General features: G+C 72.5%; 27 protein-coding genes and 1 riboswitch. Of the genes, 15 read left to right on the forward strand and 12 right to left on the reverse strand.

The genetic code is table 11. From position 1 onward, the window contains the following. Positions 1–954, forward strand: coding sequence for an ABC transporter substrate-binding protein (locus tag K4B79_RS37890; RefSeq protein WP_232031950.1), 954 nt, complete (start codon positions 1–3; stop codon positions 952–954). Here the strand turns inward: K4B79_RS37890 and K4B79_RS37895 are convergent, their stop codons facing one another. The 3 genes from K4B79_RS37895 to K4B79_RS37905 are packed head-to-tail and all read right to left on the reverse strand — an operon-like array spanning position 955 to position 2,680. Next, positions 955–1,731, reverse strand: a complete 777-nt coding sequence (locus tag K4B79_RS37895; protein WP_232031951.1) for an isocitrate lyase/PEP mutase family protein — start codon at positions 1,729–1,731, stop codon at positions 955–957. Then, positions 1,728–2,174 (reverse strand): carboxymuconolactone decarboxylase family protein, encoded by a 447-nt coding sequence (locus K4B79_RS37900; RefSeq protein ID WP_232031952.1) that lies wholly within the window; start codon positions 2,172–2,174, stop codon positions 1,728–1,730. The genes K4B79_RS37895 and K4B79_RS37900 overlap by 4 nt, the downstream gene beginning before the upstream one ends. Beyond that, a complete protein-coding gene (locus tag K4B79_RS37905; RefSeq protein WP_232031953.1) occupies positions 2,171–2,680 on the reverse strand; it encodes a carboxymuconolactone decarboxylase family protein in 510 nt (169 codons plus the stop codon). Before K4B79_RS37905 ends, K4B79_RS37900 begins: the two co-directional genes overlap by 4 nt. 47 nt (positions 2,681–2,727) lie before the next feature. Between K4B79_RS37905 and pdxR the strand changes: the two genes are divergently transcribed. Together pdxR and K4B79_RS37915 are read left to right on the forward strand one after the other, a co-directional pair. Continuing rightward, positions 2,728–4,113 carry a MocR-like pyridoxine biosynthesis transcription factor PdxR gene (gene pdxR, locus K4B79_RS37910; protein ID WP_232031954.1) on the forward strand — a complete coding sequence of 462 codons (1,386 nt, stop codon included), beginning with the start codon at positions 2,728–2,730 and terminating at the stop codon, positions 4,111–4,113. A 195-nt stretch (positions 4,114–4,308) separates the two neighbouring features. Next, entirely contained in the window at positions 4,309–7,122 is a 2,814-nt protein-coding gene (locus K4B79_RS37915; protein ID WP_232031955.1) for a LuxR family transcriptional regulator, read from the forward strand. Here K4B79_RS37915 and K4B79_RS37920 read toward each other — a convergent pair. Together K4B79_RS37920 and K4B79_RS37925 are read right to left on the reverse strand one after the other, a co-directional pair. After that, positions 7,106–7,513, reverse strand: coding sequence for a hypothetical protein (locus tag K4B79_RS37920; RefSeq protein ID WP_232031956.1), 408 nt, complete (start codon positions 7,511–7,513; stop codon positions 7,106–7,108). The two genes, K4B79_RS37915 and K4B79_RS37920, sit on opposite strands and share 17 nt — an antisense overlap. A 62-nt stretch (positions 7,514–7,575) precedes the next feature. Continuing rightward, positions 7,576–8,445 carry a hypothetical protein gene (locus K4B79_RS37925; RefSeq protein WP_232031990.1) on the reverse strand — a complete coding sequence of 290 codons (870 nt, stop codon included), beginning with the start codon at positions 8,443–8,445 and terminating at the stop codon, positions 7,576–7,578. Positions 8,446–8,592: 147 nt separating this feature from the next. Between K4B79_RS37925 and K4B79_RS37930 the strand changes: the two genes are divergently transcribed. From K4B79_RS37930 to K4B79_RS37945, 4 genes are all read left to right on the forward strand, one after another. Continuing rightward, positions 8,593–8,985 (forward strand): hypothetical protein, encoded by a 393-nt coding sequence (locus K4B79_RS37930; protein WP_232031957.1) that lies wholly within the window; start codon positions 8,593–8,595, stop codon positions 8,983–8,985. Positions 8,986–9,062: 77 nt separating this feature from the next. Further along, on the forward strand, positions 9,063–10,256 hold the full coding sequence (locus K4B79_RS37935; RefSeq protein ID WP_232031958.1) for a glutathionylspermidine synthase family protein: 1,194 nt from the start codon (positions 9,063–9,065) through the stop codon (positions 10,254–10,256). A 219-nt stretch (positions 10,257–10,475) separates the two neighbouring features. After that, positions 10,476–11,333: an LLM class flavin-dependent oxidoreductase gene (locus K4B79_RS37940; RefSeq protein ID WP_232031959.1), complete on the forward strand. Its 858-nt coding sequence runs from the start codon at positions 10,476–10,478 to the stop codon at positions 11,331–11,333. Between the two features lie 145 nt (positions 11,334–11,478). Further along, a riboswitch (ZMP/ZTP riboswitch) is annotated at positions 11,479–11,570 on the forward strand. Positions 11,571–11,611: 41 nt separating this feature from the next. Next, positions 11,612–13,063 (forward strand): glycine hydroxymethyltransferase, encoded by a 1,452-nt coding sequence (locus K4B79_RS37945; RefSeq protein WP_232031960.1) that lies wholly within the window; start codon positions 11,612–11,614, stop codon positions 13,061–13,063. A gap of 51 nt (positions 13,064–13,114) precedes the next feature. On the opposite strand, the gene K4B79_RS37950 is transcribed toward K4B79_RS37945, so the two are convergent. From K4B79_RS37950 to K4B79_RS37965, 4 genes are all read right to left on the reverse strand, one after another. Further along, positions 13,115–13,834, reverse strand: coding sequence for a hypothetical protein (locus K4B79_RS37950; protein ID WP_374208562.1), 720 nt, complete (start codon positions 13,832–13,834; stop codon positions 13,115–13,117). Positions 13,835–13,888: 54 nt separating this feature from the next. After that, positions 13,889–14,581: a hypothetical protein gene (locus tag K4B79_RS37955; RefSeq protein WP_232031961.1), complete on the reverse strand. Its 693-nt coding sequence runs from the start codon at positions 14,579–14,581 to the stop codon at positions 13,889–13,891. A gap of 161 nt (positions 14,582–14,742) precedes the next feature. Continuing rightward, on the reverse strand, positions 14,743–15,642 hold the full coding sequence (locus K4B79_RS37960) for a hypothetical protein (protein ID WP_232031962.1): 900 nt from the start codon (positions 15,640–15,642) through the stop codon (positions 14,743–14,745). Beyond that, on the reverse strand, positions 15,629–16,189 hold the full coding sequence (locus tag K4B79_RS37965) for an RNA polymerase sigma factor (protein ID WP_232031963.1): 561 nt from the start codon (positions 16,187–16,189) through the stop codon (positions 15,629–15,631). Before K4B79_RS37965 ends, K4B79_RS37960 begins: the two co-directional genes overlap by 14 nt. Positions 16,190–16,331: 142 nt before the next feature. Here K4B79_RS37965 and trpS point away from each other — a divergent pair, with 142 nt between their 5' ends. After that, positions 16,332–17,345, forward strand: a complete 1,014-nt coding sequence (gene trpS / locus K4B79_RS37970) for a tryptophan--tRNA ligase (protein WP_232031964.1) — start codon at positions 16,332–16,334, stop codon at positions 17,343–17,345. Between the two features lie 150 nt (positions 17,346–17,495). Continuing rightward, positions 17,496–18,080, forward strand: coding sequence for a 2'-5' RNA ligase family protein (locus K4B79_RS37975; RefSeq protein WP_232031965.1), 585 nt, complete (start codon positions 17,496–17,498; stop codon positions 18,078–18,080). Between the two features lie 49 nt (positions 18,081–18,129). Here K4B79_RS37975 and K4B79_RS37980 read toward each other — a convergent pair whose 3' ends face one another. Then, positions 18,130–18,885 (reverse strand): decaprenylphospho-beta-D-erythro-pentofuranosid-2-ulose 2-reductase, encoded by a 756-nt coding sequence (locus K4B79_RS37980; protein ID WP_232031966.1) that lies wholly within the window; start codon positions 18,883–18,885, stop codon positions 18,130–18,132. Between the two features lie 41 nt (positions 18,886–18,926). Beyond that, entirely contained in the window at positions 18,927–20,282 is a 1,356-nt protein-coding gene (locus K4B79_RS37985; protein WP_232031967.1) for an FAD-binding oxidoreductase, read from the reverse strand. 169 nt (positions 20,283–20,451) lie between these two features. Between K4B79_RS37985 and K4B79_RS37990 the strand changes: the two genes are divergently transcribed. From K4B79_RS37990 to K4B79_RS38005, 4 genes are read left to right on the forward strand one after another with little or no spacing between them, the layout of a single operon-like run. Beyond that, entirely contained in the window at positions 20,452–20,973 is a 522-nt protein-coding gene (locus K4B79_RS37990; protein WP_232031992.1) for a phosphatase PAP2 family protein, read from the forward strand. Next, a complete protein-coding gene (locus K4B79_RS37995; RefSeq protein WP_232031968.1) occupies positions 20,970–21,953 on the forward strand; it encodes a decaprenyl-phosphate phosphoribosyltransferase in 984 nt (327 codons plus the stop codon). The genes K4B79_RS37990 and K4B79_RS37995 overlap by 4 nt, the downstream gene beginning before the upstream one ends. Further along, positions 21,947–22,378: a GtrA family protein gene (locus K4B79_RS38000; RefSeq protein ID WP_269464426.1), complete on the forward strand. Its 432-nt coding sequence runs from the start codon at positions 21,947–21,949 to the stop codon at positions 22,376–22,378. Before K4B79_RS37995 ends, K4B79_RS38000 begins: the two co-directional genes overlap by 7 nt. Next, positions 22,366–23,274: a YihY/virulence factor BrkB family protein gene (locus K4B79_RS38005; protein WP_232031970.1), complete on the forward strand. Its 909-nt coding sequence runs from the start codon at positions 22,366–22,368 to the stop codon at positions 23,272–23,274. Before K4B79_RS38000 ends, K4B79_RS38005 begins: the two co-directional genes overlap by 13 nt. Here the strand turns inward: K4B79_RS38005 and K4B79_RS38010 are convergent. Next, positions 23,222–24,532, reverse strand: coding sequence for a D-alanyl-D-alanine carboxypeptidase family protein (locus K4B79_RS38010; protein ID WP_374208563.1), 1,311 nt, complete (start codon positions 24,530–24,532; stop codon positions 23,222–23,224). The two genes, K4B79_RS38005 and K4B79_RS38010, sit on opposite strands and share 53 nt — an antisense overlap. Positions 24,533–24,623: 91 nt before the next feature. Here K4B79_RS38010 and K4B79_RS38015 point away from each other — a divergent pair, with 91 nt between their 5' ends. Both K4B79_RS38015 and K4B79_RS38020 read left to right on the forward strand, forming a co-directional pair. Further along, entirely contained in the window at positions 24,624–24,863 is a 240-nt protein-coding gene (locus K4B79_RS38015) for an SCO4848 family membrane protein (protein ID WP_232031972.1), read from the forward strand. Positions 24,864–24,887: 24 nt separating this feature from the next. Continuing rightward, positions 24,888–26,249 (forward strand): metallophosphoesterase, encoded by a 1,362-nt coding sequence (locus tag K4B79_RS38020; protein WP_232031973.1) that lies wholly within the window; start codon positions 24,888–24,890, stop codon positions 26,247–26,249. Positions 26,250–26,443: the final 194 nt, after the last annotated feature.

A 26,443-nucleotide genomic window follows, 5' to 3' on the forward strand; every position in this document is an offset into this window, starting at 1 on the left:
ATGCGACGACGTACGACAGCCCTGGCGGGCTCGCTGCTGTTGCTGACCGTGACCGGGTGCGGCGCCGCCGACATGACCAAGCAGGCGTCCCCGTACGCCAACGCGGGAGGCGCCAAGACCGTGACGCTCTCCGTGCAGAGCTGGGTGGGCGCCCAGGCGGACGTGGCGGTGGCCGAGTACCTGCTCAAGCACGAGCTGGGCTACCGGGTCGACCGGGTCCAGATCGACGAGGTCCCGGCCTGGGACGCCCTCAGCCAGGGCCGCGTCGACGCGATCCTGGAGGACTGGGGCCACCCCGAGCAGGAACAGCGCTACGTCAAGGACAAGAAGACGATCACGCCCGGCGGCGACCTCGGCGTGACCGGCCACATCGGCTGGTTCGTCCCGACGTACTTCGCGAAGAAGCACCCGGACGTCACCGACTGGAAGAACCTCAACAAGTACGCCTCGCAGTTCCGCACCGCCGAGAGCGGCGGCCAGGGCCAGCTGATGGACGGCTCCCCGTCGTACGTCACCAACGACAAGGCCCTCGTGCAGAACCTCGGCCTCGACTACAAGGTCGTCTTCGCGGGCTCCGAGGCGGCGCAGATCACCCAGATCGAGCAGTTCGCCAAGGAGAACAAGCCCTTCCTGACGTACTGGTACAAGCCGCAGTGGCTGTTCGAGAAGGTGCCGATGACGGAGGTGAAGCTGCCCGCGTACAAGGAGGGCTGCGACGCCGACCCGGAGAAGGTCAAGTGCGCCTACCCGCACACCCCGCTCCAGAAGTACCTCAACGCCGACTTCGCCGAGAACGGCGGCAAGGCGGCCACCTTCCTGAAGAACTTCAAGTGGAGCGAGGACGACCAGAACGAGGTCGCCCTCGACATCGCCGACAAGAAGATGTCCCCGCAGGACGCGGCCGAGAAGTGGGTCAAGAACCACAGGTCCACCTGGCAGGCCTGGCTGCCCTGATCACCCTCCGGGCTGTGCGAGCCGTCCGGACCCGGGCTGTGCGAGGAGTCCGGCACCGGGCTGTGCGAGCCCTCCGGCGAACTGGCCCACGGCCGCCGCGGCCCACCGTTGCAGCCCCGGCCCGAACGTGACGCGCGTGGCCCCGAGTTCACCGAGTTCGGTGGGCGAGGGGCCGCCGTCGAGGTCCGCGAACACGTTGAGCGGCCCCTGGATCCCGGACCGCAGCAGGGGCAGTACGGTCGTCGGGGCGCCGATCGGATACACGCAGTCGGCGCCCGCGGCGACGTACAACGCGGCCCGCTCGAGGGCCCGTTCGGGATCGGTCACGCCCCGCACGAAGGTGTCCACGCGGGCGTTGACGAACAGCAGGTCCCCGGCGGCGTACCGCACCTCGGCGAGCCAGTCCGCGTGCTCGCGCGGGTCCTTGAGAACGCCCCCGACGGAGTCCTCCAGGTTGCAGCCGACGACACCCGCCTCCAGCAGCCGCTCGACCAGCTCCTTCGGCGGGAGCCCGTACCCGCCCTCCACATCCGCCGACACCGGCACGTCCACGGCCCGCACGATCCGCGCCACCGCCGCGAACATCTCCTCGGCCGGCGTCTGCCCGTCCTCGTACCCGAGCGAGGCGGCGACCCCCGCGCTGGGCGTCGCGAGCGCGGGGAACCCGGCCTCCACCAGGGCCCGCGCGCTGGCCGCGTCCCAAGGGCCGGGCAGGACAAGGGGGTTGTCCGGGGTACGGCCCCTGTGCAGGGCGCGGAAGATCTCTACCTCGGTCACGGCTGGTGTCCCCCCGGCGGGATCCGGCGGGCGACCATCACCCGGTTCCAGTTGTTGATGGCGGCGATCAGACCGACGAGATGGGCGAGTTGCCCCTCGTCGAAGTGCTTGGCGGCCCGTTCGTACACCGCGTCCGGCACGAACCCCTCCGTCAGGACGGTCACCGCCTCCGTCAGCGCGAGCGCGGCCCGCTCCCGCTCGTCGTAGACGCCCTCCGCCTCCTCCCAGGCGCTCAGCAGATCGAGCTGCCTCTCGCTCACCCCGTGCTCGCGGGCGATCGCGAGATGCATGTCGAGGCAGAACGCGCAGTGGTTGAGCTGCGAGGCCCGGATCACCACCAGCTCGGCGAGCGCGGGATCGCCCAGGCCCTTCTTCGCGGCGCCGCTGAGGGCGGACATGGCCTGCGCGACCGCCCCGTCCAACAGCCGGGTACGCGCCGTCACGCGTGCTGCCCCGGCTGGTAGTGCCCCGGCGCCATCCGGCAGGTCACCCCGAACCGGTTCCAGGCGTTGATCACCGCGATCGCGGCGATGACGGCGGACAGCTCGGCCTCGTCGAAGTGCTTCGCCGCGTTCTCATAGACCTCGTCGGGCACGAACCCGTCGGTCAACACCGTCACGGCCTCCGTCAGCTCCAGCGCCGCGAGCTCCTTGGCGGTGTAGAAGTGCCGCGACTCGTCCCAGGCGCTGAGCTGCACGATCCGCTCGACGCTCTCGCCGGACGCGAGGGCGTCCTTGGTGTGCATGTCGATGCAGAAGGCGCAGTGGTTGATCTGGGAGGCGCGGATCTTCACCAGCTCGTACAGCGTGTGGTCGATGCTCTTCCGGGCGGCGGTCTCCAGCCGGACCATCGCCTTGTAGACCTCGGGCGCGTGCCGGGCCCAGTCCAGCCGCGCGGGCCGTTCGGCGGTGTACTCCACGGTCGTCGGGTCATCGGTGTGTGTCGTCATGCCCTCGACCCTAGGAGTGAGGCAGCCCAGGGGTATGGTCCATTCCCATGGCGAGATCCTGGGCCACTTTGGGCGTCGACCTGCACCTGGAGCCGACCGGACCCGGCCTGCGCCGGGGCCTGACCGACGCCCTGCGCGAGGCGGTCCGCTCCGGCCGGCTCGCCCCCGGCACCCGTCTGCCGTCCTCCCGCGCACTCGCCGTCGACCTCGGGATCGCCCGCAACACCGTCGCCGACGCCTACGCCGACCTGGTCGCCGAGGGCTGGCTCACCGCCCGCCAGGGCTCGGGCACACGCGTCGCGGAACGCGTGGTCGTCCCCCCGTCCGGCACACCCCGTGCCCACCGGAACAGCGCGCACCCCACCTACGACCTGCGCCCCGGCACCCCCGACCTCGCCGCCTTCCCCCGCGCCGCATGGCTCAAGGCCGCCCGCCGCGCCCTCACCGCCGCCCCCAACGAAGCCTTCGGCTACGGCGATCCGCGCGGCCGCGTCGAACTGCGCACCGCCCTCGCCGGCTACCTCGCCCGCGCCCGCGGCGTCCGCACCGACCCCGACCGGATCCTCGTCGTCTCCGGCTTCCGCCACGGCCTGCGCATCCTCGGCACGATCCTGCACGCACGCGGGACACGGGCCGTCGCCGTCGAGTCGTACGGCCTCACCTTCCACGAACAGCAACTGACCGCGGCGGGGCTGCGCACCTCACCCCTGCCGTTCGACGACCTCGGCACGAACGTGGCCGGGCTGACGGACGAGGGAGCCGTCCTGCTCACCCCCGCCCACCAGTTCCCGATGGGCCTCCCCCTGCACCGCGACCGGCGGGCGGCCCTCGTGGACTGGGCCCGACGCACCGGTGGGCTGGTCCTGGAGGACGACTACGACGGTGAGTTCCGCTACGACCGCCAGCCCGTCGGCGCCCTCCAGGGGCTGGACCCCGACCGCGTCGCCTATCTGGGCACCGCGAGCAAGTCCCTCGCCCCCGGCCTGCGACTGGCCTGGATGGTGCTTCCGCCCGGACTGGTGGAGGCGGCGACGGACGCCAAGGGAGGTGGCGAGACCTGCGGGGTGCCCGACCAGCTGACCCTGGCCGAGTTCCTCACCTCCGGCGCCTACGACCGCCACGTCCGCGCCTCCCGACTCCGCTACCGCCGCCGCCGGGACGCCCTCGTCACCGCCCTCGCCACCCGCGCCCCCGAGGTGCACGTCACGGGAATCGCCGCCGGCCTGCACGCCGTCCTCCGCCTCCCGCCCGGCACCGAGCAGACCGTGATCCAAGCGGCCGCCTGGCAGGGCCTGGCCCTCCACGGCCTCTCCTACTTCCGCCACGCCTCGGCCGCCGCCGACCCGACGGACGCCCTCGTCGTGGGCTACGGCACCCCACCGGACAGTGCGTGGGCGGGGGCGTTGGAGGCGCTGTGCAGGGTGTTGCCGTGAGGGGAGGCGGGGGGTGCTGTATGCGTGTGGGAGTTGGGGGGAGCCCCCGACACTCCCACGTCCAGCCGGGGCGGACCCCGGCCACCGCAAGTGCCGTAGAAACCCCGGCCCATTGGCGTAATTCCGCGGCATTCACCACGTCCCCTCGTCGGCGGCCTGGATCCTGGACCGGAGCCAAGGTGCGGGGGAGGGGCTGTGACGGACGCTGCCATGCCCGAGGGACGCGGCGACGGGACGGTGTTCCTGGGACGCACCGACGAACTCGCCACACTGCGCCGCCTCTACGAGGAGGCGTCCACGGGCCGTCCGAGGCTGGTCCTGGTCGAAGGCCCCGCCGGTATCGGCAAGACGGCTCTCGTCCGGCACTTCGTCACCACCACCGCCCGCGGCCACGTCCTGACCGCGGCCGGCGAGGAGAACGAGACGGACCTCCCGTACGGCGTCCTGAGCCAGCTCCTGGGCACGGGCCGAACCCACTCGCCGGTTCCCGCCCCCGTCCCCGCGCCTGGCCGCCCGATGCTCAGCGACCCTCTCACCGCCGGCGCCGAACTCCTCGAACCCCTGGGCGAGTTGCAGCGCGACGAACCCGTCGTGCTGGTCGTCGACGACGCGCACTGGGCCGACATACCCTCGCTGCACGCCCTGACCTTCGCCCTGCGCCGCCTGCGCGCCGACCGCGTCCTCGTCCTGCTCGCCCTGCGCGAGGTCCACGACCCGCGGCTGCCCGGCGGACTGCGCCGGATCCTCACCGACGACACCGCCGTACGACTGCGCCTGGCCGGGCTCGCGACCGCCGACCTGGTGGGGCTCAGCGCCCGCTTCCTCACCGAACCGCTGCCACCGGCCGCCGCCCGGCGCCTGCACACCCACACCCGGGGCAACCCGCTGCACTGCCGGGCCCTCCTGGAGGAGGTACCGGCCACCGCGCTCCGCTCCACCGGCGCCACCCTGCCCGCCCCGCGGTCGTACACCTCCTTCGTCCTGGACCGGCTCGCCCGCTGCGGACCGGCCGCCCGTGAGCTGGTCCGGGCCGCGGCCGTCCTCGGCACCCACTGCACCCTGGCCCGCGCCGCCCGCCTCGCCGAGATCGCCGACCCGCTGCCCACCCTCGCCGAGGCCCTGACCCACGGGCTGCTCCAAGAGGCCCCGCACCACACGGCGACCGCCATCGCGTTCCCCCACCCCCTGGTCCGCGCGGCCGTCTACCACGGGCTCGGCCCCGTGCTGCGCACCGCACTGCACCTCCGGGCCGCCCGGACCGAGGACGACGAGTTCACCCGGCTGCACCACCGCGCGCTCGCCGCCCACGGCCCCGACGACGCGCTGTCCGCCGAACTCGCCGACTGTGCCCGGCGGCGCGGCACCGTCGGCCGCTGGGTGGAGGCCGCCCCCCTCCTGCGCCACGCGGCCCGGCTTGCCTCCCACCCCCGGGAGCGGGGCCGCCTCGACTGCGAGGCCGTCGAGGCCTACCTGTTCGACGGCCGGGAGGAAGAGGCCGCCGCCGTCGCCGCCGCGCTCCCCGACGCGACCGACGACGCCGTACGGTGCTGCGCCCGCGGCCACCTCGCCCTGCTCGCCGGACACATCACGCAGGCCCGGACCCTGCTGGACGAGGCATGGCGGCTGCGCACCCCCGGGGCGGACCCCGGGCTCGACGCGCGGATCGCGGAACAGCAGGTGATGGTCCACATGCTGGGCGGCCACGCCACCCAGGTGTGCCAGTGGGCCGCACCGGCCCGCCACGACGGCGGCCGCGCCCGCTCCGGCGGCACCCTGCGCTTCATCCACCTCGCCGCACTCGGCCAACTGGGCGCCTTCGAGGAGGCATTTCAGCTGGCCGACGAGCTCCCCGACGCCGCGCTCGTGGGACCCGAGGACATCGAACTCCTCATGGGCCGAGGCGCCCTGTACCTGTACACCGACCGTCCGACCCGGGCCCGCCCCGACCTGGAGCGGGCCGTGGAACTCGCCCGTCGGGGGCCTGTGCCGCTGCGGGTGATCTCCTTGACGATCCTGGCGAAGACCGAGTTTCTCCGCGGTGCGTGGGACCTGGCGGCGCTGCACTGGGAGACGGCCTCCTCGGTCGCCGTCGACCTCGGCCAGGGCTGGATCGCCCCCGTCGTGCACGCCGAGGCCGCGCTCCTGTTCGCCGCCCGGGGCGAGTTCGAGAGGGCCGAGCGGCATGTGACCCTCGCACGCGAGCATCCGGTGGTCCAGGAGTCCGCGATGGTGGAGGTCTTCGTGACCTACGGCTCCGCCCACCTGGCCTTCGTCCGCGGCGACCCGGCGACCGCGGTGACCCTGCTGCGCACCCTCCTCGCCCACGAGGACCTGGACTTCACCGCCGAGCCGGGCGTTGTGCCCTGGCGTGACCTGCTGGCCGACGCTCTGGTCGCCACCGGCCGGCTCGACGAGGCCGAGGAGGTGCTGGACGCCCTGGAACGGCGGGCCCTGCGCCGCTCGCGCGCCTCGACCCTGGCGTCCGTCTGCCGGACCCGCGGCACCCTGTACGCCGCCCGCCGCGACCCGAAGTCCGCCCGGGACGCCTTCGCCGAGGCCCTCGACCGCGCCGCCCGCGTCGGCCTGCCCCTCGAACAGGCCCGTACCGAGCTCGACTTCGGCGCCTTCCTGCGCCGCGCCGGCCGCCGCGGCCCGGCCCTGGAACACCTGCGGGCGGCCCGCGCCCGCTTCGCTCGGCTCGGCGCCGTCCCCTATCTGCGGCACTGCGACCGGGAACTGACCGCCTGCGGCGCCACCCCCGACAGCACCACCGCCCCCGCGGCTCTCCCGCGGTCGCGGGAACACCTCACGCCCCAGGAGTACGCCGTCGCCCAACTCGCGGCGACCGGGCTGACCAACCGCCAGATCGCCCGCGAGCTGGTGCTCAGCGCGAAGACCGTCGAATACCACCTGAGCCATGCCTACGCCAAGCTCGGCATACGGTCACGGGTGGAACTCGTGGCCCTGGTGGGGCCGGTCCGCGCGGGGACCCCTACGGAAGGATCATGAACATCGGGCTGACGGCGAAGGTCGCCCCCGGCTCGGTGGAGGTGTACAGGACCGACCCGTAGGCCTGCGCGAGGTGGCCCGCGTGCTGACTGAGCACGTTGCTGCTCAGCGTGAACGTGAACGGTTGCGAGGGCTTCTCCCATCCCTGTCCGTTCTGTTCGAACTGCCCCTTCACCTCGCCGGACCCGACGACGGGAATCACACTGCCGTCGCTGACATCGCGCACGACGAGCGTCACCCGGTACGCGCCCTGCTGCGCGTGCAGGGTCCTGCCCGCCTCGGCCTCCAGGACGATCTCGCCGTCCTTCTGCGGATTCAGCGTGGTGTCCGCGATGGCCGCACCCGGCTCCCGGCTGAACACCCGCACGATCTGAGCGTCGTTCGGTCCCATGACTACCCCCTGTGGTGTACCGGCCGGCTCTCCGACCGGTACGCCGAACACTAGGAAGCCGGTCAGACCCCGGTCCTCCGGGAAGGCCCCGGGGAAACCCCCGGGTCGGCCGGCGACCGCTCCCGCGGTGCCTCACCGAACCGTGCCAATGCCAGCGCCCCCGCCACGCCCACCAGGAACCCCAGCACGGCGAGCCACGCCAGCCCGTCCCGGGTACGGTCGCCCAGCCACACCACCCCCACCAGCGCGGGCCCGATGGTCTCGCCGATGACCAGTCCCGCCGTGGCGGTGGTCACCGATCCCCGCTGGAGGGCCGAGGTCAGCGAGAGGAACGCGGCCCCGCCACCCAGGAGCAGCGCGTACACCGCCGGGTCGGCTACCAGGTCCGACGGCGCGAGCGAGTCGATCAGCCGTACCGCCACCTCCACCACCCCGAACCCGAACCCGGCCCCCAGCCCGAGCAGCAGCGCCCGCCCCCGCTCCGGCAGCAGCCCGCCGCCCAGCCCGAGCAGCAACACCGCCACGGCGACGGCCAGCATCACGTACCCCAGCCAGGCCGGTCCGCTCCGGTCGCCCTCCGCTCCCGACGCCACGCCGAGCATCGCCAGCCCGGCGCACACCACCCCGACCGCGCCCCACTCGCTCCCGCGCAGCCGGACCCGCAGCAGCCGGGCCGCGACGACCGCCGTCACCGCCAGGCTCGACGCCAGCGCCGCGCCCACCGCGTAGATCGGAACCGACCGCAGCGCGGCCACCTGGAACACGAACCCCAGCCCGTCCAGCGCCAGTCCGGCCAGATACCGCCATTGCCGGACCGCCCGCAGGAACAGCGCCGCCTCGCCGCCCGCACCGGTGTCCGCCGCCCGCGCCGCCATCGCCTGCAACACCGTCGCCGTACCGAAGCAGACCGCGGCACCAAGCGCGCACACCATTCCAAAGAGCACGAAGCGACTGTAGGGGAGGAGGGCAGGGGCGGCCCGCCTGCGCACACCCTCTTACCGATCTCTAGGCTGACCGGCGGAGATGCACATCCGTAGGGCTACTGACGCCCGGGAATCCGATCAACGGGGAGACAGAACATGGCGGACGCACGTCGGCAACTTCGCTCGGGAACGGTCGCCCTCGGCGGCGTCGGCCTCCTCGCCATGGCTCTGACGGCCTGCTCCTCCGACCCCGACAAGCGGTGCGTCGACCGCGACAGCTACACCGCCGGCAAGGGCTACGAGGTCGTCGCCGACAAGAACTGCAAGTCCGGCACCAAGGTCCACGGCTCCTATTACTACGGCGGCAAGAAGAAGAGCGGCTGGGTCCAGGGCGGCTCCTTCACCAAGAAGTCCGGCAAGGGGTCGGGCAAGGGGTCCGGCAGTTCGAGCAGCAGCGGTGGCAGCGGCGGGATCGACCGCGGCGGCTTCGGCGGCGACGGTGACGGCGGTGGCAGCGGCGGCGGCAGCGGCAAGAGCTCCGGCGGCTGACCGACGAGTCCGCCGCCGACTCCGCGGACGAGTCCGGCGACCGACCATTTCTCGGAAACGGTTCAGGAAAACCCCGCATGGAACGCCACACCATCGAGCCCCGCCCCGGCTGGCAGCAGACCGTCGAGGGACAGGGGCTCATCTACCCGCTCACCCGCTACCCCGACGACTCCCTGCGCCCCTACTGGGACGAGAGCGCGTACTACGCCTTCACGCTCCCCGAGGTGGAAGCCCTGGAGGAGGTCGTCGAGGAACTCCACCGCATGTGCCTGGCGGCGGCGGACCACATCGTCACGGCCGACCGCTTCGCCGACCTGGGCATCACCGATCCGCGCGTGGCCGAGGCGGTCGCCGAGGCCTGGCACCGCCGCGCCGAACTGCCCTCCCTCTACGGCCGGTTCGACCTCCGCCACGACGGCACCGGCCCCGCGAAGCTCCTGGAGTACAACGCCGATACCCCCACCTCCCTGGTCGAGGCCGCCTCGCCCCAGTGGTTCTGGATGGAGGAGCGCTTCCCCGGCGCCGACCAGTGGAACTCCCTCCACGAACGCCTGGTCGCTGCCTGGAAGAAGCAGGCCGGCCTCCTCCCGCCCGGCAGCCCGCTCTACTTCGCGCACTCCTCCGCCGACGTGCTCGGTGAGGACCTCATGACGGTCGCCTACCTCAAGGAGACCGCCGAGCAGGCGGGCCTGGACACCGACTGGATCTCCATGGAGGAGATCGGCTGGGACCCCCTCTCCGGCCGCTTCGTCGACAACCGGCTCCGCTTCATCCGCAGCTGCTTCAAGCTCTACCCCTGGGAGTGGCTCACCGCCGACCGCTTCGCCGCCCACGTCCTCGACACCCTCGACAACGGTGGCGGCACCGGCAGCACGATGTGGATCGAGCCCGCCTGGAAGATGCTCCTCAGCAACAAGGCCCTCCTGGCCATCCTCTGGGAACTCCACCCCGGCCACCCCAACCTCCTCCCCGCCTACCTCGACGGCCCCCGCGAACTGGCGACGACCACCGGCTACGTCGCCAAGCCCCTGCTGGGCAGGGAGGGCGCGGGCGTCACCGTGCACGAGCCGCACGCCCCGGACACCGAACCCGTGATCCGCGACGAACCCTGCTGCTACCAGGAGCTGGCGCCCCTTCCCGACTTCGACGGCAACCGAGTCGTCCTCGGCGCCTGGGTCGTCGAGGACGAGGCGGCCGGCCTCGGCATCCGCGAGTCCTCCGGTCTGATCACGGACGAGTACGCGCGGTTCCTGCCGCACGTGATCCTCTGACGCCCGCACCGAGAGACGACACGGCAGGAGGCCCCTCCCAAAACCGGTTGTCCCGTCCCGGCAGGCCGCGTTACCTTCCTCGCACTCTGACGAACACGCTCTCTGGAACCGACGCCGCAGAACGGGAGCAGGCCCGCGCACAGCGCGCGACGCCATGGAGGGGCGGCACCTGATCCGGCCGACCGGCGGATCTCGTACGCCCTCCGGAGGACTCTCCCCATGAACATCGGCCTCGGCCTTCCCATCGACGACCCCGCCCGGCTGCTGACCTGGGCCCGGCGCGCCGACACGGGCCCCTTCAGCACCCTCGGCCTGCTCGACCGGCTCGTCTACGACAACCCCGAGCCGCTCATCGCCCTCGCGACCCTCGCCGGCGCCACCTCCCGCATCCGCGTCCAGACCGAGGTGCTGCTCGCTCCCCACCACAACACCGCTCTGCTCGCCAAGCAGACCGCGACCCTCGACCGCCTCTCGGGCGGCCGTCTCACCCTCGGCATCGGCGTCGGCGGGCGTGAGGACGACTGCCGCGCCGCGGGTATCGCCCTCCGCGGCCGAGGCCGCCGCCTCGACGAGCAGATGACCCTGCTGCACCGCACCTGGTCCGGCAAGCCCTACGACGAGGCCGCCGGCATCGGCCCCATCGGCCCCGCCCCCTTCCGGTGCGGCGGCCCGGAGATCCTGTTCGGCGGCTTCGCCCCGGCCGCGCTCGAACGGGTCGGCCGCTTCGGCGACGGCTTCCTCGGCGCCGCGCTGCCGCCCCAGCACATGTCCGGCCTGTTCCGCAGGGTCGAGGAGATCTGGCAGCGGCACGACCGCCCCGGCCATCCGCGTCTGGTCGCCCAGCTGAACGTCGTCCTCGGCCCGCAGACCACCGTGGAGCGCGCCCGCCGCAACCTCCGCGACTACTACGCGTTCACCGACCGCGTCGACTACATGGAGAAGGGGCTCCTCACCGCACCCCGCCAGATCCGCGAGGCGATCGGCGCCCTGCTCGACATCGGCGCCGAAGAGGTCGTTCTCTACTGCTGGGACTCGGACCCCGACCAGATCGACCGCTTCTCCGACGAGCTGTTCTGACCCGTCGTCCGAGCCCGCGGGCCCGGTCGCGAGCCGCCACGGCCGCGCTGGGCCCGCGGGCCCGGCCCCGGACGGCCCGGCCGCCCCGCCGTCGCTCGCATGGTGGACGCCACGACTTGGCCTCCAGGCGTGCCCGGTAGGCTGGCTGTCAGGCCGTGACTGGCGCGCTGGGATGGGACGGACCATCGGGGAGCGGCCTGCGAGTGTGACCAAGTGCCGTGCGCCTGGGCCGAACCGTGAACCGTGACCGTTTCAAGCCACGCAGCCCGGAGGCCGCCATGTCAGAACAGCAGCCCCTCTCTCCCGAGTCCACCGCCTTCCGCGCGGCCCTCGACGTGATCCGCGCCGTCGAGCCGCGCGTCGCCGACGCCATCGGCCAGGAGGTCGCCGACCAGCGCGAGATGCTCAAGCTGATCGCCTCCGAGAACTACGCCTCCCCGGCCACCCTCCTGGCCATGGGCAACTGGTTCAGCGACAAGTACGCCGAGGGCACCGTCGGCCGCCGCTTCTACGCCGGCTGCCGCAACGTCGACACCGTCGAGGCCCTCGCCGCCGAGCACGCCAGGGAACTCTTCGGCGCCCGCCACGCCTACGTCCAGCCGCACTCCGGCATCGACGCCAACCTCGTCGCCTTCTGGTCGGTCCTCGCCCAGCGCGTCGAGGTCCCCGCCCTGGAGAAGGCCGGCGCCCGCCAGGTCAACGACCTCTCCGAGGCCGACTGGGCCGAGCTCCGCCAGGCCTTCGGCAACCAGCGCATGCTCGGCATGTCCCTGGACGCCGGCGGCCACCTCACCCACGGCTTCCGGCCGAACATCTCCGGCAAGATGTTCGACCAGCGCTCCTACGGCACCGACTCCGCCACCGGCCTCCTCGACTACGAGGCGCTGCGCGCCACCGCCCGCGAGTTCAAGCCGCTGATCATCGTCGCCGGCTACTCCGCCTACCCCCGTCTGGTGAACTTCCGCATCATGCGCGAGATCGCCGACGAGGTCGGGGCGACCCTCATGGTGGACATGGCGCACTTCGCCGGACTGGTCGCCGGCAAGGTGCTGACCGGCGACTTCGACCCGGTCCCGCACGCCCAGATCGTCACCACGACCACCCACAAGTCGCTGCGCGGACCGCGCGGCGGCATGGTGCTGTGCGACGACTCCCTGAAGGACCAGGTCGACCGCGGCTGCCCGATGGTTCTCGGCGGCCCGCTCCCGCACGTGATGGCCGCCAAGGCGGTCGCGCTGGCCGAGGCCCGGCAGCCGTCCTTCCAGGACTACGCCCAGCGCATCGTCGACAACTCCCGCGCCCTCGCCGAGGGCCTGATGCGGCGCGGCGCCACCCTCGTCACCGGCGGCACCGACAACCACCTCAACCTGATCGACGTCGCCACCTCATACGGCCTCACCGGCCGCCAGGCCGAGGCCGCGCTGCTCGACTCGGGCATCGTCACCAACCGCAACGCCATCCCGTCCGACCCGAACGGCGCCTGGTACACCTCCGGCATCCGCATCGGCACCCCCGCCCTGACCACCCGTGGTCTCGGCACCGCCGAGATGGACGAGGTCGCGGGCCTCATCGACCGCGTCCTCACCACCACGGAGGCGGGCACCACCAGCAAGGGCGCCCCGTCCAAGGCACAGCACGTCCTCGACCCGAAGATCGCGGACGAGATCTCCCGCCGCGCCACCGACCTCGTGGCCGGCTTCCCGCTGTACCCGGAGATCGACCTCGGCTGACGTCTGCCCGGTCGGCGGACACTCTCTTGAGTTGTCAAAGATCGGCGACTCTCACAGATCGATGAGTTCCTGTCGTGGTTCCTCCCGCGGCGGTCCGGCTCCCGGCCGGGCCGCCGCGCGGCGTATCAGCCGGGTGCCGCCGGCGCCTGCCGCGAACCCCATGGCGAGCCCTGGCACCGCCCACCAGGCCCCGTCGGCCGACCACCCTCCCGGCGAGCTGTCACCTGCCCCGGCGTCCTCGCCGCCGGAGCCGTCGAGCAACCCCGCCCGGTCCACCTGATCGAGGGCCGCGCGGGGTGCCCGGTGCCAGCGGATGTCGTCGTCCCTCACCTCGGGCGCCAGGTCCGAACGCACCCACGGTGTGCCGCTCCCGTCCACGACCAGCTGGTCCTGCCGCCACATCGCCACGTCCCCGCCCGGCGCCGAGTTCGTCTGCGGCCAGCCTCCGACACCCGTCAGCCCCCACATCACCGTGACCCGCACCGGCGGATACCGGCCCTCGGACCACGCCTCCGGCACCCGCTCGGTGCCGGTGTGTGTCGGCCGCAGCAGCTCCCAGAGGCGGTCGAAGGACGGCTCCCCGGACCGCACCGCCGTCGTCCGGCCCGTACCGCCCACGACGACCACCGCCATGTCGGGAAGGTCCGGGTCGGGACCCTGCGGCGCCGCCTCCGCCGCCCACGCCCCGAACAGCGCCGACACCGCCACCGCGGGCGCGAGGACCGCGAGCCGCAGCCGCGCCGACCCCGACCTGTTCCTCCGAGCTGTCATCGGTCCCCCTCCAGGCTCGCTGCCGTCGTCCGTCCTTCTTCACACGTCCCCTCTTCACACGTCCCGCAGCTCCTGCCGCGGCCCCGGATCCCGGAGCGGACGGTCCCAGCGCATCCGTGGCACGACGGCCCGCAGCACCAGCGCCAGCACCGCTCCGGCCGCCGCGCCGGGGAGCGCCCACCACCACTGGGTGCCGTCGTCCGCCGCGGGCGTACCCGCCTGCACGACGGTGGTCGTCGTGTCCGGTTCGGTCGTCGCGCCGGTGTCCGTGCCCAGGTCCGTGCCGCTGGTCTCCCAGGGCGCGGGGAAGATCCCGGGCGCCCCCTCCGACGAGGACTCGCCCATCACGCCCAGCCGCTCCAGCAGGGCGCGGAGCCGGTCGGGTTTCTCGGCGCGGTGCCAGTAGCCGTTCACCGACTCGGGCAGGTTCGCCGCCGTATGTATCCAGACGTCGCCGGAGTCGGCGTCGGGTGACGGGAAGACCCGGTCCAGCCGCCAGGGCGAGACGTCGTGCACCATCCAGGTGACATTGATCTGCCGGCCGCCGGTCAGGGCCGCCTCCGGCGGCTTGTCCCGGGTGCCGGTGCCCGGCTCTCCGAGCAGCCGCTCCAACTCGCCGTACTCCTCCTCCGATTGGTAGAGCGAGGCCGTCTCCATGCTCTGCGGGCAGACCACGAGCACACTGGTCGGTCCACCCGCCGACGCGGTGGACGCCCCCCACACCATCAGTGTGAACGTCGTCGCCAACGCCCCTGCCAGTGCCGCAAGTTCACGACATCGGCCCTTGCGCACATCCCCGAGCCCACGCATCCGAACCCCCAACGGATCAGTCCCCGTGCGGCCCGCCGCGGGCCGCGTGTCACTTCTGGTACACCGCCCGACCCGCCGGGGTTCCCACCTCGCGCGCACTATTTCGGGGAGGTCCCGTCCGGCGCGGCGAGCGACCTCGCGATCTCCAGCGCCCGCGCCTTCGAGGCCACGCCCTCCAGCCGGAGCGTCACCTCCTCGTCGCCGGTGCCATGGGTCCACAGCAGCGTCGGCCCGGCCGTCCGCTCCTGGCGCGTGTAGCGCCTGCCGTCCTCACCCACCAGCCAGAAACTCAGCACGTGCGGCCGGGGGAACCACAGGGCGGGATCCGGCGTGCCCCCGGCGGAGGCACCGGCGGCGTCCAGCTCCACCCACTCCGGCTGCTCACGGACGGTCTTGGCGAAGGTGATGTCCAGGCTCGCCGCGAACTCGTCCAGCCGGATCACCCGACCCCGCTCACGCCAGCACAGGCTCGTCACGAACCGCCCCCGCGGCTCGCCGCTCACCGTCACCGCGTCCGGCACACCCAGCGCCCGCGGCACCAGGGGCTCGAACCCGGCCCGGCGCTCGGCCTGGGCGAACGACAGCGACCGCCCGCACCCGGGCACCTCGGCACCGGCCGAGGGCACCGCCGAGGGGTCGTAGCGCACCTCGACCCCGCCGAAGTCGAACCAGTCGACGACCGCCGCCCGCACCGGGGGCGTGAGCGCCAGCACCGTCAGCAGGCCGCACAGCGCCGCCGTCAGCGACCGCCACCGTGCCCGCGCCCAGAGCCGGGCCGCCCGCACCCGCTGCCCGGCCCCCGGCGGCTCGGCCACCGGCACCGGTACCCGCTCGGCGAGTATCTGCTCCAGCACCCGCTCGACCATCGTCTCGGACCCCGCTCCACCCGGCGGATCCAGGGACCGGCCCAGCGCCCGCAGCTCCTCCGGCAGCCGGGACGCAGGCTCGCGCGGACCCCCGGCGGCGCCGTCACCGTCGTACGACTCACTCACGCTCATCACCCCCTTCCCGGGGTTCGAAATCCGGCAGCAGGCGGCCCAGCTTCCGCAGCGCGCGGTTCAGCCGGGACTTCACCGTGCCCCGGGGCCAGCCCAGGGCCTGGGCCGTCTCGGACTCGTCCATCTCCAGCAGGTAGCGGTAGGTGACGACGAGGCGGTGCTCCTCGCCGAGCCTGTCCATGGCGGCCAGCAGGGCCGCGCGGCGCTCCGTCTCCAGCGTGGCCATCGCGGGGTCCGCCGATTCCGGTATCAGTGGCTCGGCCTCCACGAACGCGGCCTCACGGCCGGCGAGCGTGCGCTGGCGTGCCGCTGTCCGCACTGTGTTCCTGGTCTCATTGGCCACGATCGACAGCAGCCACGGCTTGAACGCCGCGCCCTCCCGGAACCGGCCCAACGAGCAGTAGGCCTTGACGAAGGCCTGCTGCACCACGTCCTCCGCGTCCGCACCCGCCCCGAGCGCGGCGGCCGCCCTGAGCGCGATGGCCGTATGGGCCCGCACCAGCTCCGCGTACGCCTCCGGCTCTCCGGCGCGTACGCGTGCGATCACCGCGGCCTCATCGACGATGCGGCCCCCCTCCCGCGTCCTCACACTCTTGGTACACCGCCCGGACCGGATCGGTTCCCACCCGTGTCCCATCTGTTTCCGGCCGGTTCCGGATCGGCCCCCGACACCTGAGAGAATGGTGAACATGGCCTCTGATCGACCCCGTGTGCTCTCCGGAATCCAGCCCACCGCAGGCTCGTTCCACCTCGGCAACTACCTCGGCGCCGTCCGCCAGTGGGTGGCCCTCCAGGAGTCCCACGACGCGTTCTACATGGTCGTTGACCTGCACGCGATCACGATCCCGCAGGACCCCGCGGACCTGCGCGCGAACACCCGTCTGGCCGCCGCCCAGCTCCTCGCGGCCGGTCTCGACCCCGAGCGCTGCACGCTCTTCGTCCAGAGCCACGTCCCCGAGCACGCCCAGCTCGCCTGGGTCATGAACTGCCTCACAGGCTTCGGCGAGGCCTCCCGTATGACCCAGTTCAAGGACAAGTCCGCCAAGCAGGGCGCGGACCGCGCCTCGGTCGGCCTGTTCACGTACCCGATCCTCCAGGTCGCGGACATCCTGCTGTACCAGGCCAACGAGGTCCCGGTCGGCGAGGACCAGCGCCAGCACATCGAGCTCACCCGCGACCTCGCCGAGCGCTTCAACGGCCGGTTCGGCCAGACCTTCACGATCCCGAAGCCGTACATCCTCAAGGAGACGGCGAAGATCTACGACCTTCAGGACCCGTCGGTCAAGATGAGCAAGTCGGCCTCCACGCCGAAGGGCCTCATCAACCTCCTCGACGACCCGAAGGCCACGGCCAAGAAGGTCAAGAGCGCGGTCACCGACACCGACACCGTGATCCGCTTCGACCCGGAGAACAAGCCGGGCGTCAGCAACCTGCTCGGCATCTACGCGACCCTCACGGGCGAGGGCATCGTGGATCTGGAGCGCAAGTACGAGGGCAAGGGCTACGGCGCGCTCAAGACGGACCTCGCCGACGTCATGGTCGAGTTCGTGACCCCCTTCCGGGAGCGCACCCAGCAGTACCTGGACGACCCGGAGACACTGGACTCGATCCTGGCCAAGGGCGCGGAGAAGGCGCGCGCCGTCGCCGCGGAGACCCTGGCGCAGACGTACCAGCGGGTGGGTTTCCTGCCCGCCAAGCACTGACGCGCACCACCGCACACGCCGTACCACTGGGCAGAGCGCTGCACATCACTCCGGTTGCGCCTGCCCACAGCACACCCATGGCCGTACAGTCGATAGCCGGACGGCCGACACCCCATCCGACAGCGACGACAAGTGACGACAGGAGACGACGTGGGGACCGTAACGATCGGTGTGTCGATCGCGGTCCCGGAGCCTCACGGCAGCCTGCTCCAGGAGCGGCGCGCGGGCTTCGGCGACGCCGCTGCTCACGGTATCCCCACGCATGTCACGCTGCTGCCGCCGACGGAGGTCGAGGACACCGGCCTGCCGGCCATCGAGGCCCACCTGACCGAGGTGGCCGCGGCCGGCCGGCCGTTCCCGATGCGGCTGTCCGGCACGGGCACCTTCCGGCCCCTGTCGCCCGTCGTCTTCGTCCGGGTCGCCGAGGGCGCCGAGGCCTGCACCTGGCTCCAGAAGCAGGTCCGGGACGCCTCCGGACCGGTCGCCCGCGAGCTTCAGTTCCCGTACCACCCGCACGTCACGGTCGCGCACGGCATCGAGGACGAGGCCATGGACCGCGCCTTCGAGGAACTCGCCGACTACGAGGCCGAGTGGCCCTGCACCGGCTTCGCGCTCTACGAACAGGGAGCCGACGGAGTCTGGCGCAAGCTGCGCGAGTACGTCTTCGGAGGGACCGTGGTCCCCCCGCAGGCGACCCACGTGGAGCGCGGCTCCCTGCCCACCAGCCAGCTGTAACTGCGACCACAGAGCTGTATAACTCCGGTTACACAGCCTGTACCTGCCGTTACAGCGGCAGTCGCCGGAACATCCCGCGCGGCACGTGCCGCAGCGCCGACATCACGACCCGCAGCACGCCGGGCACCCACACCGTCTCCGAACGGCGGCGCAGTCCCAGCTCGATCGCCGTGGCGACCGCCTCCGGTGTCGTCGCGAGCGGGGCCTCCTCAAGGCCCGCGGTCATCTTCGAGCGGACGAATCCGGGGCGTACGACCATCACGTGCACGCCGGTGCCGTGGAGCGCGTCGCCCAGCCCCTGGGCGAAGGCGTCGAGGCCGGCCTTGCTGGAGCCGTAGATGAAGTTGGAGCGGCGGGCCCGCTCGCCGGCCACGGAGGAGAGCACGACGAGGGACCCGTGGCCCTGGGCCTGCAAGGCGCGCGCGGCGACCAGTGCCGACGACACCGCGCCCGTGTAGTTGGTCTGCGCGACGCGCACCGCGGCGGCCGGTTCGCGCTCGTCGCGCGCCTGGTCGCCGAGGACGCCGAAGGCGAGCAGCACCATGTCGATGTCGCCCTCGGCGAAGACCTTGCCGAGGGTCGCCTCGTGGGAGTCGGCGTCGAGCGCGTCGAAGGCGACGGTGTGCACGGCGGCCCCCTGGGCGCGCAGGTCCGCGGCGGCCCTCTCCAGGGCGGGCGAGGGCCGTCCGGCCAGCCACACCGTGCGGGTGCGGCGGGCGACGAGCCGGCGGGCGGTGGCCATCGCGATCTCGGACGTACCGCCGAGGACGAGCAGGGACTGGGGGAGGCCGAAGGCGTCCTTCACGTACAGCTCCTAAGACGAGGGTCCGGGGGCGTGGAAGCCCCCTAGAGGGCGAGACGGCGGGCCAGGTCCGACACGAACACCCCGCGTGGGTCCAACTCCGCGCGCAGCGCCCGGAAGTCGTCGAGGCGTGGATACATCGCGGCGAGCAGCTCGGGCCGCAGCCGGGAGTCCTTGGCGAGGTAGACGCGCCCGTCCGCGGCGGCCACCTCCTGGTCGAGTTCGTCGAGGAAGCCGCCGAGGCCGGGCAGCCCCGCCGGGATGTCCAGGGCCAGTGTCCAGCCGGGCACGGGGAAGGAGAGCCAGCCCGGGTCGGCGTCCCCGAAGCGCTTGAGGACGGCCAGGAAGGACGGGCACCGCCGCTCGGACACCCGCCGCACGATCCGGCGTACGGCGTCCTCCTGGCCGTGTCCGACGACGAACTGGTACTGCACGAACCCGCCGCGGCCGTAGATCCGGTTCCAGTGCGGGACCCCGTCGAGGGGGTGGAAGAACGTGGAGATCCGCTGGAGTTCGCCGGTACGCGCGCGGGGGGCCATGCGGTACCAGAGCTCGTTGAACGCTCCCACGGTCGTGCGGGTGAGCAGTCCCTCCGGGAGGAAGGCGGGGGCGGCCGGGAAGCGGGAGGTGCGGAAGGCGAGCGGCTCCCTCCGCGCGCGCGTGCCTTTCGGAAGCGCGTCCAGGGGCGCGTGGTCGCCCCGCGTCAGCACCGCGCGTCCCGTCGTCGCGCCGCGCGCCAGCAGGTCGATCCACGCGACCGAGTAGCGGTGGTGGTGGTCGGTGGCGGTCAGACGGGCCATCAGGTCGTCCAGGTCACGGGCGCGTTCGGTGTCGACCGACATCAGCGAGGTGGCGACCGGCTGGAGCCGGACGGTCGCGGTCAGGATCATGCCGGTCAGGCCCATGCCGCCGCAGGTCGCGTCGAACAGGGGGGTGTCGCGGCCGACGGTGCGGATCTCGCCGTCGGCGGTGAGCAGTTCGAGCGAGAGGACGTGCCGGGAGAAGGAGCCCGACACATGGTGGTTCTTGCCGTGGATGTCCGCGCCGATCGCCCCGCCGACGGTGACATAGCGGGTGCCGGGCGTCACCGGCACGAACCAGCCGAGCGGCAGCAGCACCTCCATCAGCCGGTGCAGGGAGACGCCCGCGTCGCACAGCACGATCCCGGCGGCCGCGTCGATGACGTGGATCCGGTCGAGCGCCGTCATGTCGAACACCGCGCCGCCGGCGTTCTGTGCCGCGTCCCCGTAGGCCCGCCCCAGGCCCCTGGGGATGCCCCCGCGGGCCCCGCAGTCCCGGACGGCGGCCGCGGCCTCCTCGTACGTCCGTGGACGGATCAGACGGGCGGCGGTGGGAGCGGTGCGGCCCCAGCCGGTGACGGGAACGGTGTCGGCAGGCATGGCGACGACCGTATCGCCCCGCTATGAGCGATCAGTTATGGGACATCCGAAACATTAACTCTCTCCCCGAAATGGGTGATTAATGGGATGTCGCTCAATATTGCCGGAGTTCCGGGAGGGTGGGCGTGAACAGTGAGTCCCCATGGACCACATGGATCACATGGACCGGATGGATCGGATGGATCGGGTGGACCGGCAGATCCTGTCGGCGTTCCGTGCGTACGGCGGCGACCCGCGCGTGGCCGGTGCCGCGCGCGCCCTGTCCTGGGCGGGCGAGCACGGGGCTCTGTGGCTCGCGGCGGGCCTCGCGGGAGCCGCCGTGGACGGGACGCGACGCGGCGCCTGGCTGCGCGGCACGGCGCTCACCGCGGGCGCGCATCTCGTCAGCATGGGGGTGAAGAGGGTGGTGCGCCGCCCGCGCCCGGCGCATGTCGCGCCCCTGGTGCGCACCGCGGGCCGGCACTCCTTCCCGAGCTCGCACGCGACCTCCGCCGCGGCCGCCGCCGTCGCCTTCGGCGCGCTGGGCGCGTACGCCGTCCCGCCGCTCGCCGCCGCGATGTGCCTCTCGCGGCTGGTCGTCGGCGTCCACTACCCCTCGGACGTGGCGGCCGGTGCCGCGCTCGGAGCGCTCACGGCACGCGCCGGAGCGCGCTGGATGAGAAGCGCGCCGGCCGGGAGGGGGCGCGCATGACCGAGACCGCGCCGATGGCGACCAGCGCCCGCACCCGGGAGCCGGCGCTGCTGGAACAGCGCACGCCCCCACGCCGCACCACCCCGCCGGCTCCCAGGGGCACGCTCCTCGGCGGCCTGCTCAGGACCGCGCGCCCCAAGCAGTGGGTCAAGAACGTCCTGGTCGTCGCCGCCCCGGCCGCCGCGGGCCAGCTCTTCTCCCGGCACGCCCTCACCCAACTCGCCCTCGTCTTCGCCCTCTTCACCGCCTGTGCCGCCGCCGTCTACCTGGTCAACGACGCCCGCGACGCCGAGGCCGACCGCGCCCACCCCACCAAGCGCCGCCGCCCGGTGGCCGCCGGACAGGTCCCCGTACCGGTCGCGTACGCCGTCGGAGGCGCCCTCGGGGTCCTCGCACCGGCCACCGCGGCCTGGCTGGTCTCCCCGGCCGTGGCCGCGCTGCTGACGGCTTACCTGGCCATGCAACTGGCGTACTGCGTCAGCCTCAAGCACGTCCTGGTCGTCGACCTCGTCGTCGTCACGACCGGCTTCCTGATGCGGGCCGTGGTCGGCGGCCTCGCCCTCGGCATCCCCCTCTCCCGCTGGTTCCTGATCACGACCGGGTTCGGGGCGCTGTTCATGGTGTCCGCCAAGCGCTACTCCGAAGCGGTCCAGATGGCCGGGAAAGCGGGCGCCACGCGCGCGTTGCTCACCGAGTACACCACCGGCTACCTGCGTTTCGTCTGGCAGCTCGCCGCCGGAGTCGCCGTCCTCGGCTACTGCCTGTGGGCCCTGGAGGAGGGCGGCGTCCCGCACGCCAGCGTGCTCCCCTGGCGGCAGCTGTCCATGGTCGCCTTCGTCCTCGCCGTCCTGCGCTACGCCGTCTTCGCCGACCGCGGCACCGCGGGCGAACCCGAGGACGTCGTCCTGCACGACCGCGCCCTCGCCCTGATCGCACTGGCGTGGATCGCCATGTACGGCCTGGCGGTGGCCAATTGGTGAGCGCCCCGCCCCGGGACGAGCTGCTGTCCTTCGCTGCGGCGGGCCTCCTCGCCTACGCCTGCGACCTGGCCCTCTTCATCTGCCTCCGCGGCCCCGGAGGGCTCGACCCGCTCACCGCCAAGGTGCTCTCCTTCGTCGCCGGCTGCTCGGTGGCGTACGCCGGCAACGCGCTCGGCACCTACCGGCACACCCGGCCCAGGGGCCTGCGCCCCTACGCCGCGTTCGTCGCGGTGAACATCGCCGGCGCCGTCGTACAGCTGCTGTGCCTGGCCGTCAGCCACTACGGCCTCGGCTTCACCTCGCGGCGCGCGGACACCGTGTCGGGGGCCGGAATCGGTATGGTCCTGGCCACTGTCCTGCGGTTCTGGGGCACCCGGACATTGGTCTTCCGCAACGAGGGCAGAGTCGGATCATGGACTGGCTGAAGAAGCTTCCCGTCGTCGGGCCCCTGTGGACGCGCCTGACGGCCACGCACGCGTGGCGGTCGTACGAGCGGCTGGACCGGGTCAAGTGGACGCGGCTGGCCGCCGCCATGACCTTCACGAGCTTCGTGGCGCTGTTCCCGTTGCTCACCGTGGCCGCCGCGATCGGCGCCGCCACGCTCAGCACCAAGCAGCAGAACGACCTTCAGGACAAGATCGCCGAGCAGGTGCCCGGCATCTCCGACCAGCTGGACCTCGACGCCCTGGTCCAGAACGCCGGCACGGTCGGCCTCATCGCCGCCGCCGCGCTGCTGTTCACCGGCATCGGCTGGGCCGGTTCGATGCGCGAGTGCCTGCGCGCGGTGTGGGAGCTCCCCGATGAGGAGGAGAACCCCGTCCTGCGCAAGGCCAAGGACCTCGGCATCCTCGTCGGCCTCGGCGGCGCCGTGCTCGTCACGATCGCCGCCTCCGCCGTGGCCACCGCGATGGTCGGGTGGATCACCGACCAGCTCGGCATCGACCGGGCCGGCTGGGGCAGCGTGCTGCTGCGGATCGCCGCGTTCGGCGTCGCCGTCCTCGCCGACTTCCTGCTGCTCCTGTACGTCCTCACGCTGCTGCCGGGCGTCGAGCCGCGCCGACGCCGCCTGGTCGTGGCCGCGCTGACCGGCGCGATCGGCTTCGAGCTGCTGAAGCTGTTGCTCAGCGGCTATATGCAGGGCGTGGCCGCGAAGAGCATGTACGGCGCGTTCGGCGTGCCGGTCGCCCTGCTGCTGTGGATCAACTTCACGTCGAAACTGGTCCTGTTCTGCGCCGCGTGGACGGCGACGCAGAGCAAGGAGGTCGAACTCACGGACGAGGGCGACGACGTACCAGATCCGGCAGCGGCCAGCGGCGGTTGACCAGGAACGCGGCCCCCGCGAGCAGCACCAGCACCCCGCCGGTGATCGCGAACGCGATGCCCATGCCGCCGGAGCCCGTCCCGGCCGTGGAGCTCGCCACGGGCTTCGAGGACGCCCCGCCGGTACCCGCGCCCCCGGCCTCCCCGGAGGGCGTGGACCCCGGCTGGGCGCTGGGCTGCACGGCGCTCCTCGGCGGCACCAGTTCACCGACCGGCCGTACCTTGCCGGCCGCCTTGAAGCCCCAGTCGAAGAGCTTGGCGGTCTCCTTGTAGACCTCGTTGTGCTCGTCCTTCGCCGGGTTCATGATCGTGACGAGCAGCACCTTGCCGCCCCGCTCGGCGACGCCGGTGAAGGTGGCGCCCGCGTTGGTGGTGTTTCCGTTCTTCACACCCGCGATGCCCGGGTAGACGGAGAGGCCGGAGTCGCCGGTCAGCAGCCGGTTGGTGTTCTGGATCTCGAAGGACTCCCGGACGGTCTTGCCCTTCTTCTTCGAGGTCTGGCCCGGGAACTTCGCCCTGACCGTGGAGCTGTACTCGCGGAAGTCCTTCTTCTGGAGCCCGGAGCGGGCGAACAGCGTCAGGTCGTACGCGGAGGAGACCTGGCCGGGAGCGTCGTAGCCGTCGGGGCTGACCACGTGCGTGTCGAGGGCCTGGAGCTCCTCCGCGTGGGCGTTCATCTCCTTGACGGTGGTGTCGACGCCGTCGTTCATCGCCGACAGCACGTGCACGGCGTCGTTGCCGGAGCGAAGGAAGACACCGAGCCACAGGTCGTGGACGGTGTACGTCTCGCCCTCCTTTATCCCGACCATGCTGGAGCCGGCGCCGATGCCGGCCAGGTCGGAGGGGAGCACCTTGTGCTTCTCGGTCTTGGGGAACTTCGGCAGCACGGTGTCCGCGAACAGCATCTTCAGCGTGCTCGCCGGGGGCAGGCGCCAGTGCGCGTTGTTCGCGGCCAGCACGTCACCGGACTCGGCGTCGGCGACGATCCACGAGCGCGCCGTCAGGTCCTTGGGCAGTACCGGCACCCCGCTCGCCAGATCGACCTGCGGCCCGGCCTGGCCGAGCCGGGCACCGCCCACGCTCGACATGGTCGCCGGGGGAGTGGCCGACGGACTCGGCGACGGGCTTCCCGACGGACTCGGCGACGGCTTGGGAGCCGCGACGGCGGGCAGCGCGGGCACGGCGGTCAGCGCGAGCGACGACAGGGCGACGGAGGTGACCAGCAGGGATCGCCTGGCGGTCTTTTTCGGAGCGGACACGCTCAGGAACGTACATGGCACGGGGCGTGAAGTCCCGCGCCCCCTCCCACCCCGGAATCGGAACAGGACACCGGACGGCGATACTGGAGCCATGAAGCTCAGCCGCCCGGTCTCCTGGTTCCTGCTCGCCTTCGGGGTGTGGAGCTGGTTCATCTGGGTCACTTTCGTCAAAAACCTGATCAAGGACGGCAGCGGGCTCGCGTTCGACGACGGTCACCCGACGGCGTACTTCTGGGTGCATCTGACGCTCGCCGTCGTCTCCTTCGTATTGGGGACGGTCATCGGGGGCATCGGGTTGCGCGGAGTACGCGCACTGCGGCGGAACTCATAGCCGGTCCTCAGGAGTTAGCACACCGTGGTCATCGTCTTCGCGCTCCTCGCGCTGGCCGTCCTGGTGACGGCCAACTGGTATCTGTGGCGCCGCCTGTTCCGCGACACGACTCGCGGTCCGGGCTGGGTGCGCCGCGGGGGCGCCCTGCTCATCGCCGGCGGCTGGGCTCTGGCGGTCGTCGCTCTCGTCGCCGAGCGCACCGGCGCCCCCTTCTGGCTCCAGCGCGTCCTGGCCTGGCCCGGCTTCCTGTGGCTGGCCTTGTCGATCTACCTGCTGCTGGCCGTCGTCGCGGGTGAGGTCGTAGGACCGCTGCTGCGGCGGTTCCTGGAACGGCGGGACCGGAGCCGGGCGGCGGTCGGCATCGCCGTGGCGCGGCCGGAGCCCGCCACGGCCGTGCCGCAGCCGGAATCGGTGCCGGCCGGGGCCGTGTCGGAATCCCTGCCGGAATCAGTGTCGGCCGGTGCGCGGCCGGAATCCGGGACCGCCGGGGCGCAGCCCTCGTCGGCCGGGGCGCCGCCCGAGGAGCCGCCGTCGGCCGGGCCGCCCGGTCTGTCGGCCGCGCCCTCCCGGCGTCTGTTCGTCTCCCGTGTCATCGGAGGAGCCGCGGCGGCGGCCGCCCTGGGGACCGTCGGGGTCGGCACCTACGGCGTCCTGAACGGGCCGACGGTCAAGCGGGTCACCGTCCCGCTGGCCAAGCTCCCGCGCGCGGCGCACGGTTACCGGATCGCCGTGGTCAGCGACATCCACCTGGGCCCGGTGCTCGGCCGCGGCTTCGCCCAGACGGTCGTCGACACGATCAACTCCACCCAGCCCGACCTGATCGCGGTCGTCGGCGACCTGATCGACGGCAGCGTGAAGGACCTGAGACCCGCGGCGGCACCGCTGTCCCAGCTCAAGGCCCGGCACGGAAGCTATTTCGTCACCGGCAACCACGAGTACTTCTCCGGCGCCGAGCAGTGGGTCGCGGAGGTACGGCGACTCGGTCTGCTGCCCTTGGAGAACGCCCGTACGGAGCTGCCGTGGTTCGACCTGGCCGGGGTCAACGACATCGCCGGCGAGAGCGAGGGCCAGGGCCCCGACTTCGCCAAGGCCCTCGGCGACCGGGACCGGGCACGCGCGTGCGTGCTCCTCGCCCACCAGCCCGTCCAGATCCACGACGCCGTCGACCACGGCGTCGACCTCCAGCTCTCCGGCCACACCCACGGCGGGCAGCTCTGGCCCGGAAACTTCCTCGCGGCGGCCGCGAACCCGACGGTCGCCGGCCTGGAGCGGTACGGCGACACGCAGCTGTACGTCAGCCGCGGCGCCGGCGCCTGGGGCCCGCCGACCCGGGTGGGGGCACCGTCGGACATCACGGTGATCGAGCTCGCCAGCAAGCAGGCGTGAGCCGAGAAGCAGGCCGGCCGGAGTCACAGAGGAACGCGCGCACCGAACTCGCGGGGGTGCGCGCACCGGGCGACCGAGCGCACCGCGAAACATGGCCGAAACGCGGCGCGGTAATGTCTTGACCAACTCCGCAAACCCTCTCTTCCCCAGGTGAAACACCTGTGATTAGGTGATCCGCGCCACTAGGGGAGTGG

Source organism: Streptomyces lincolnensis (assembly GCF_021173675.1).
Lineage (GTDB): Bacteria > Actinomycetota > Actinomycetes > Streptomycetales > Streptomycetaceae > Streptomyces > Streptomyces lincolnensis_B.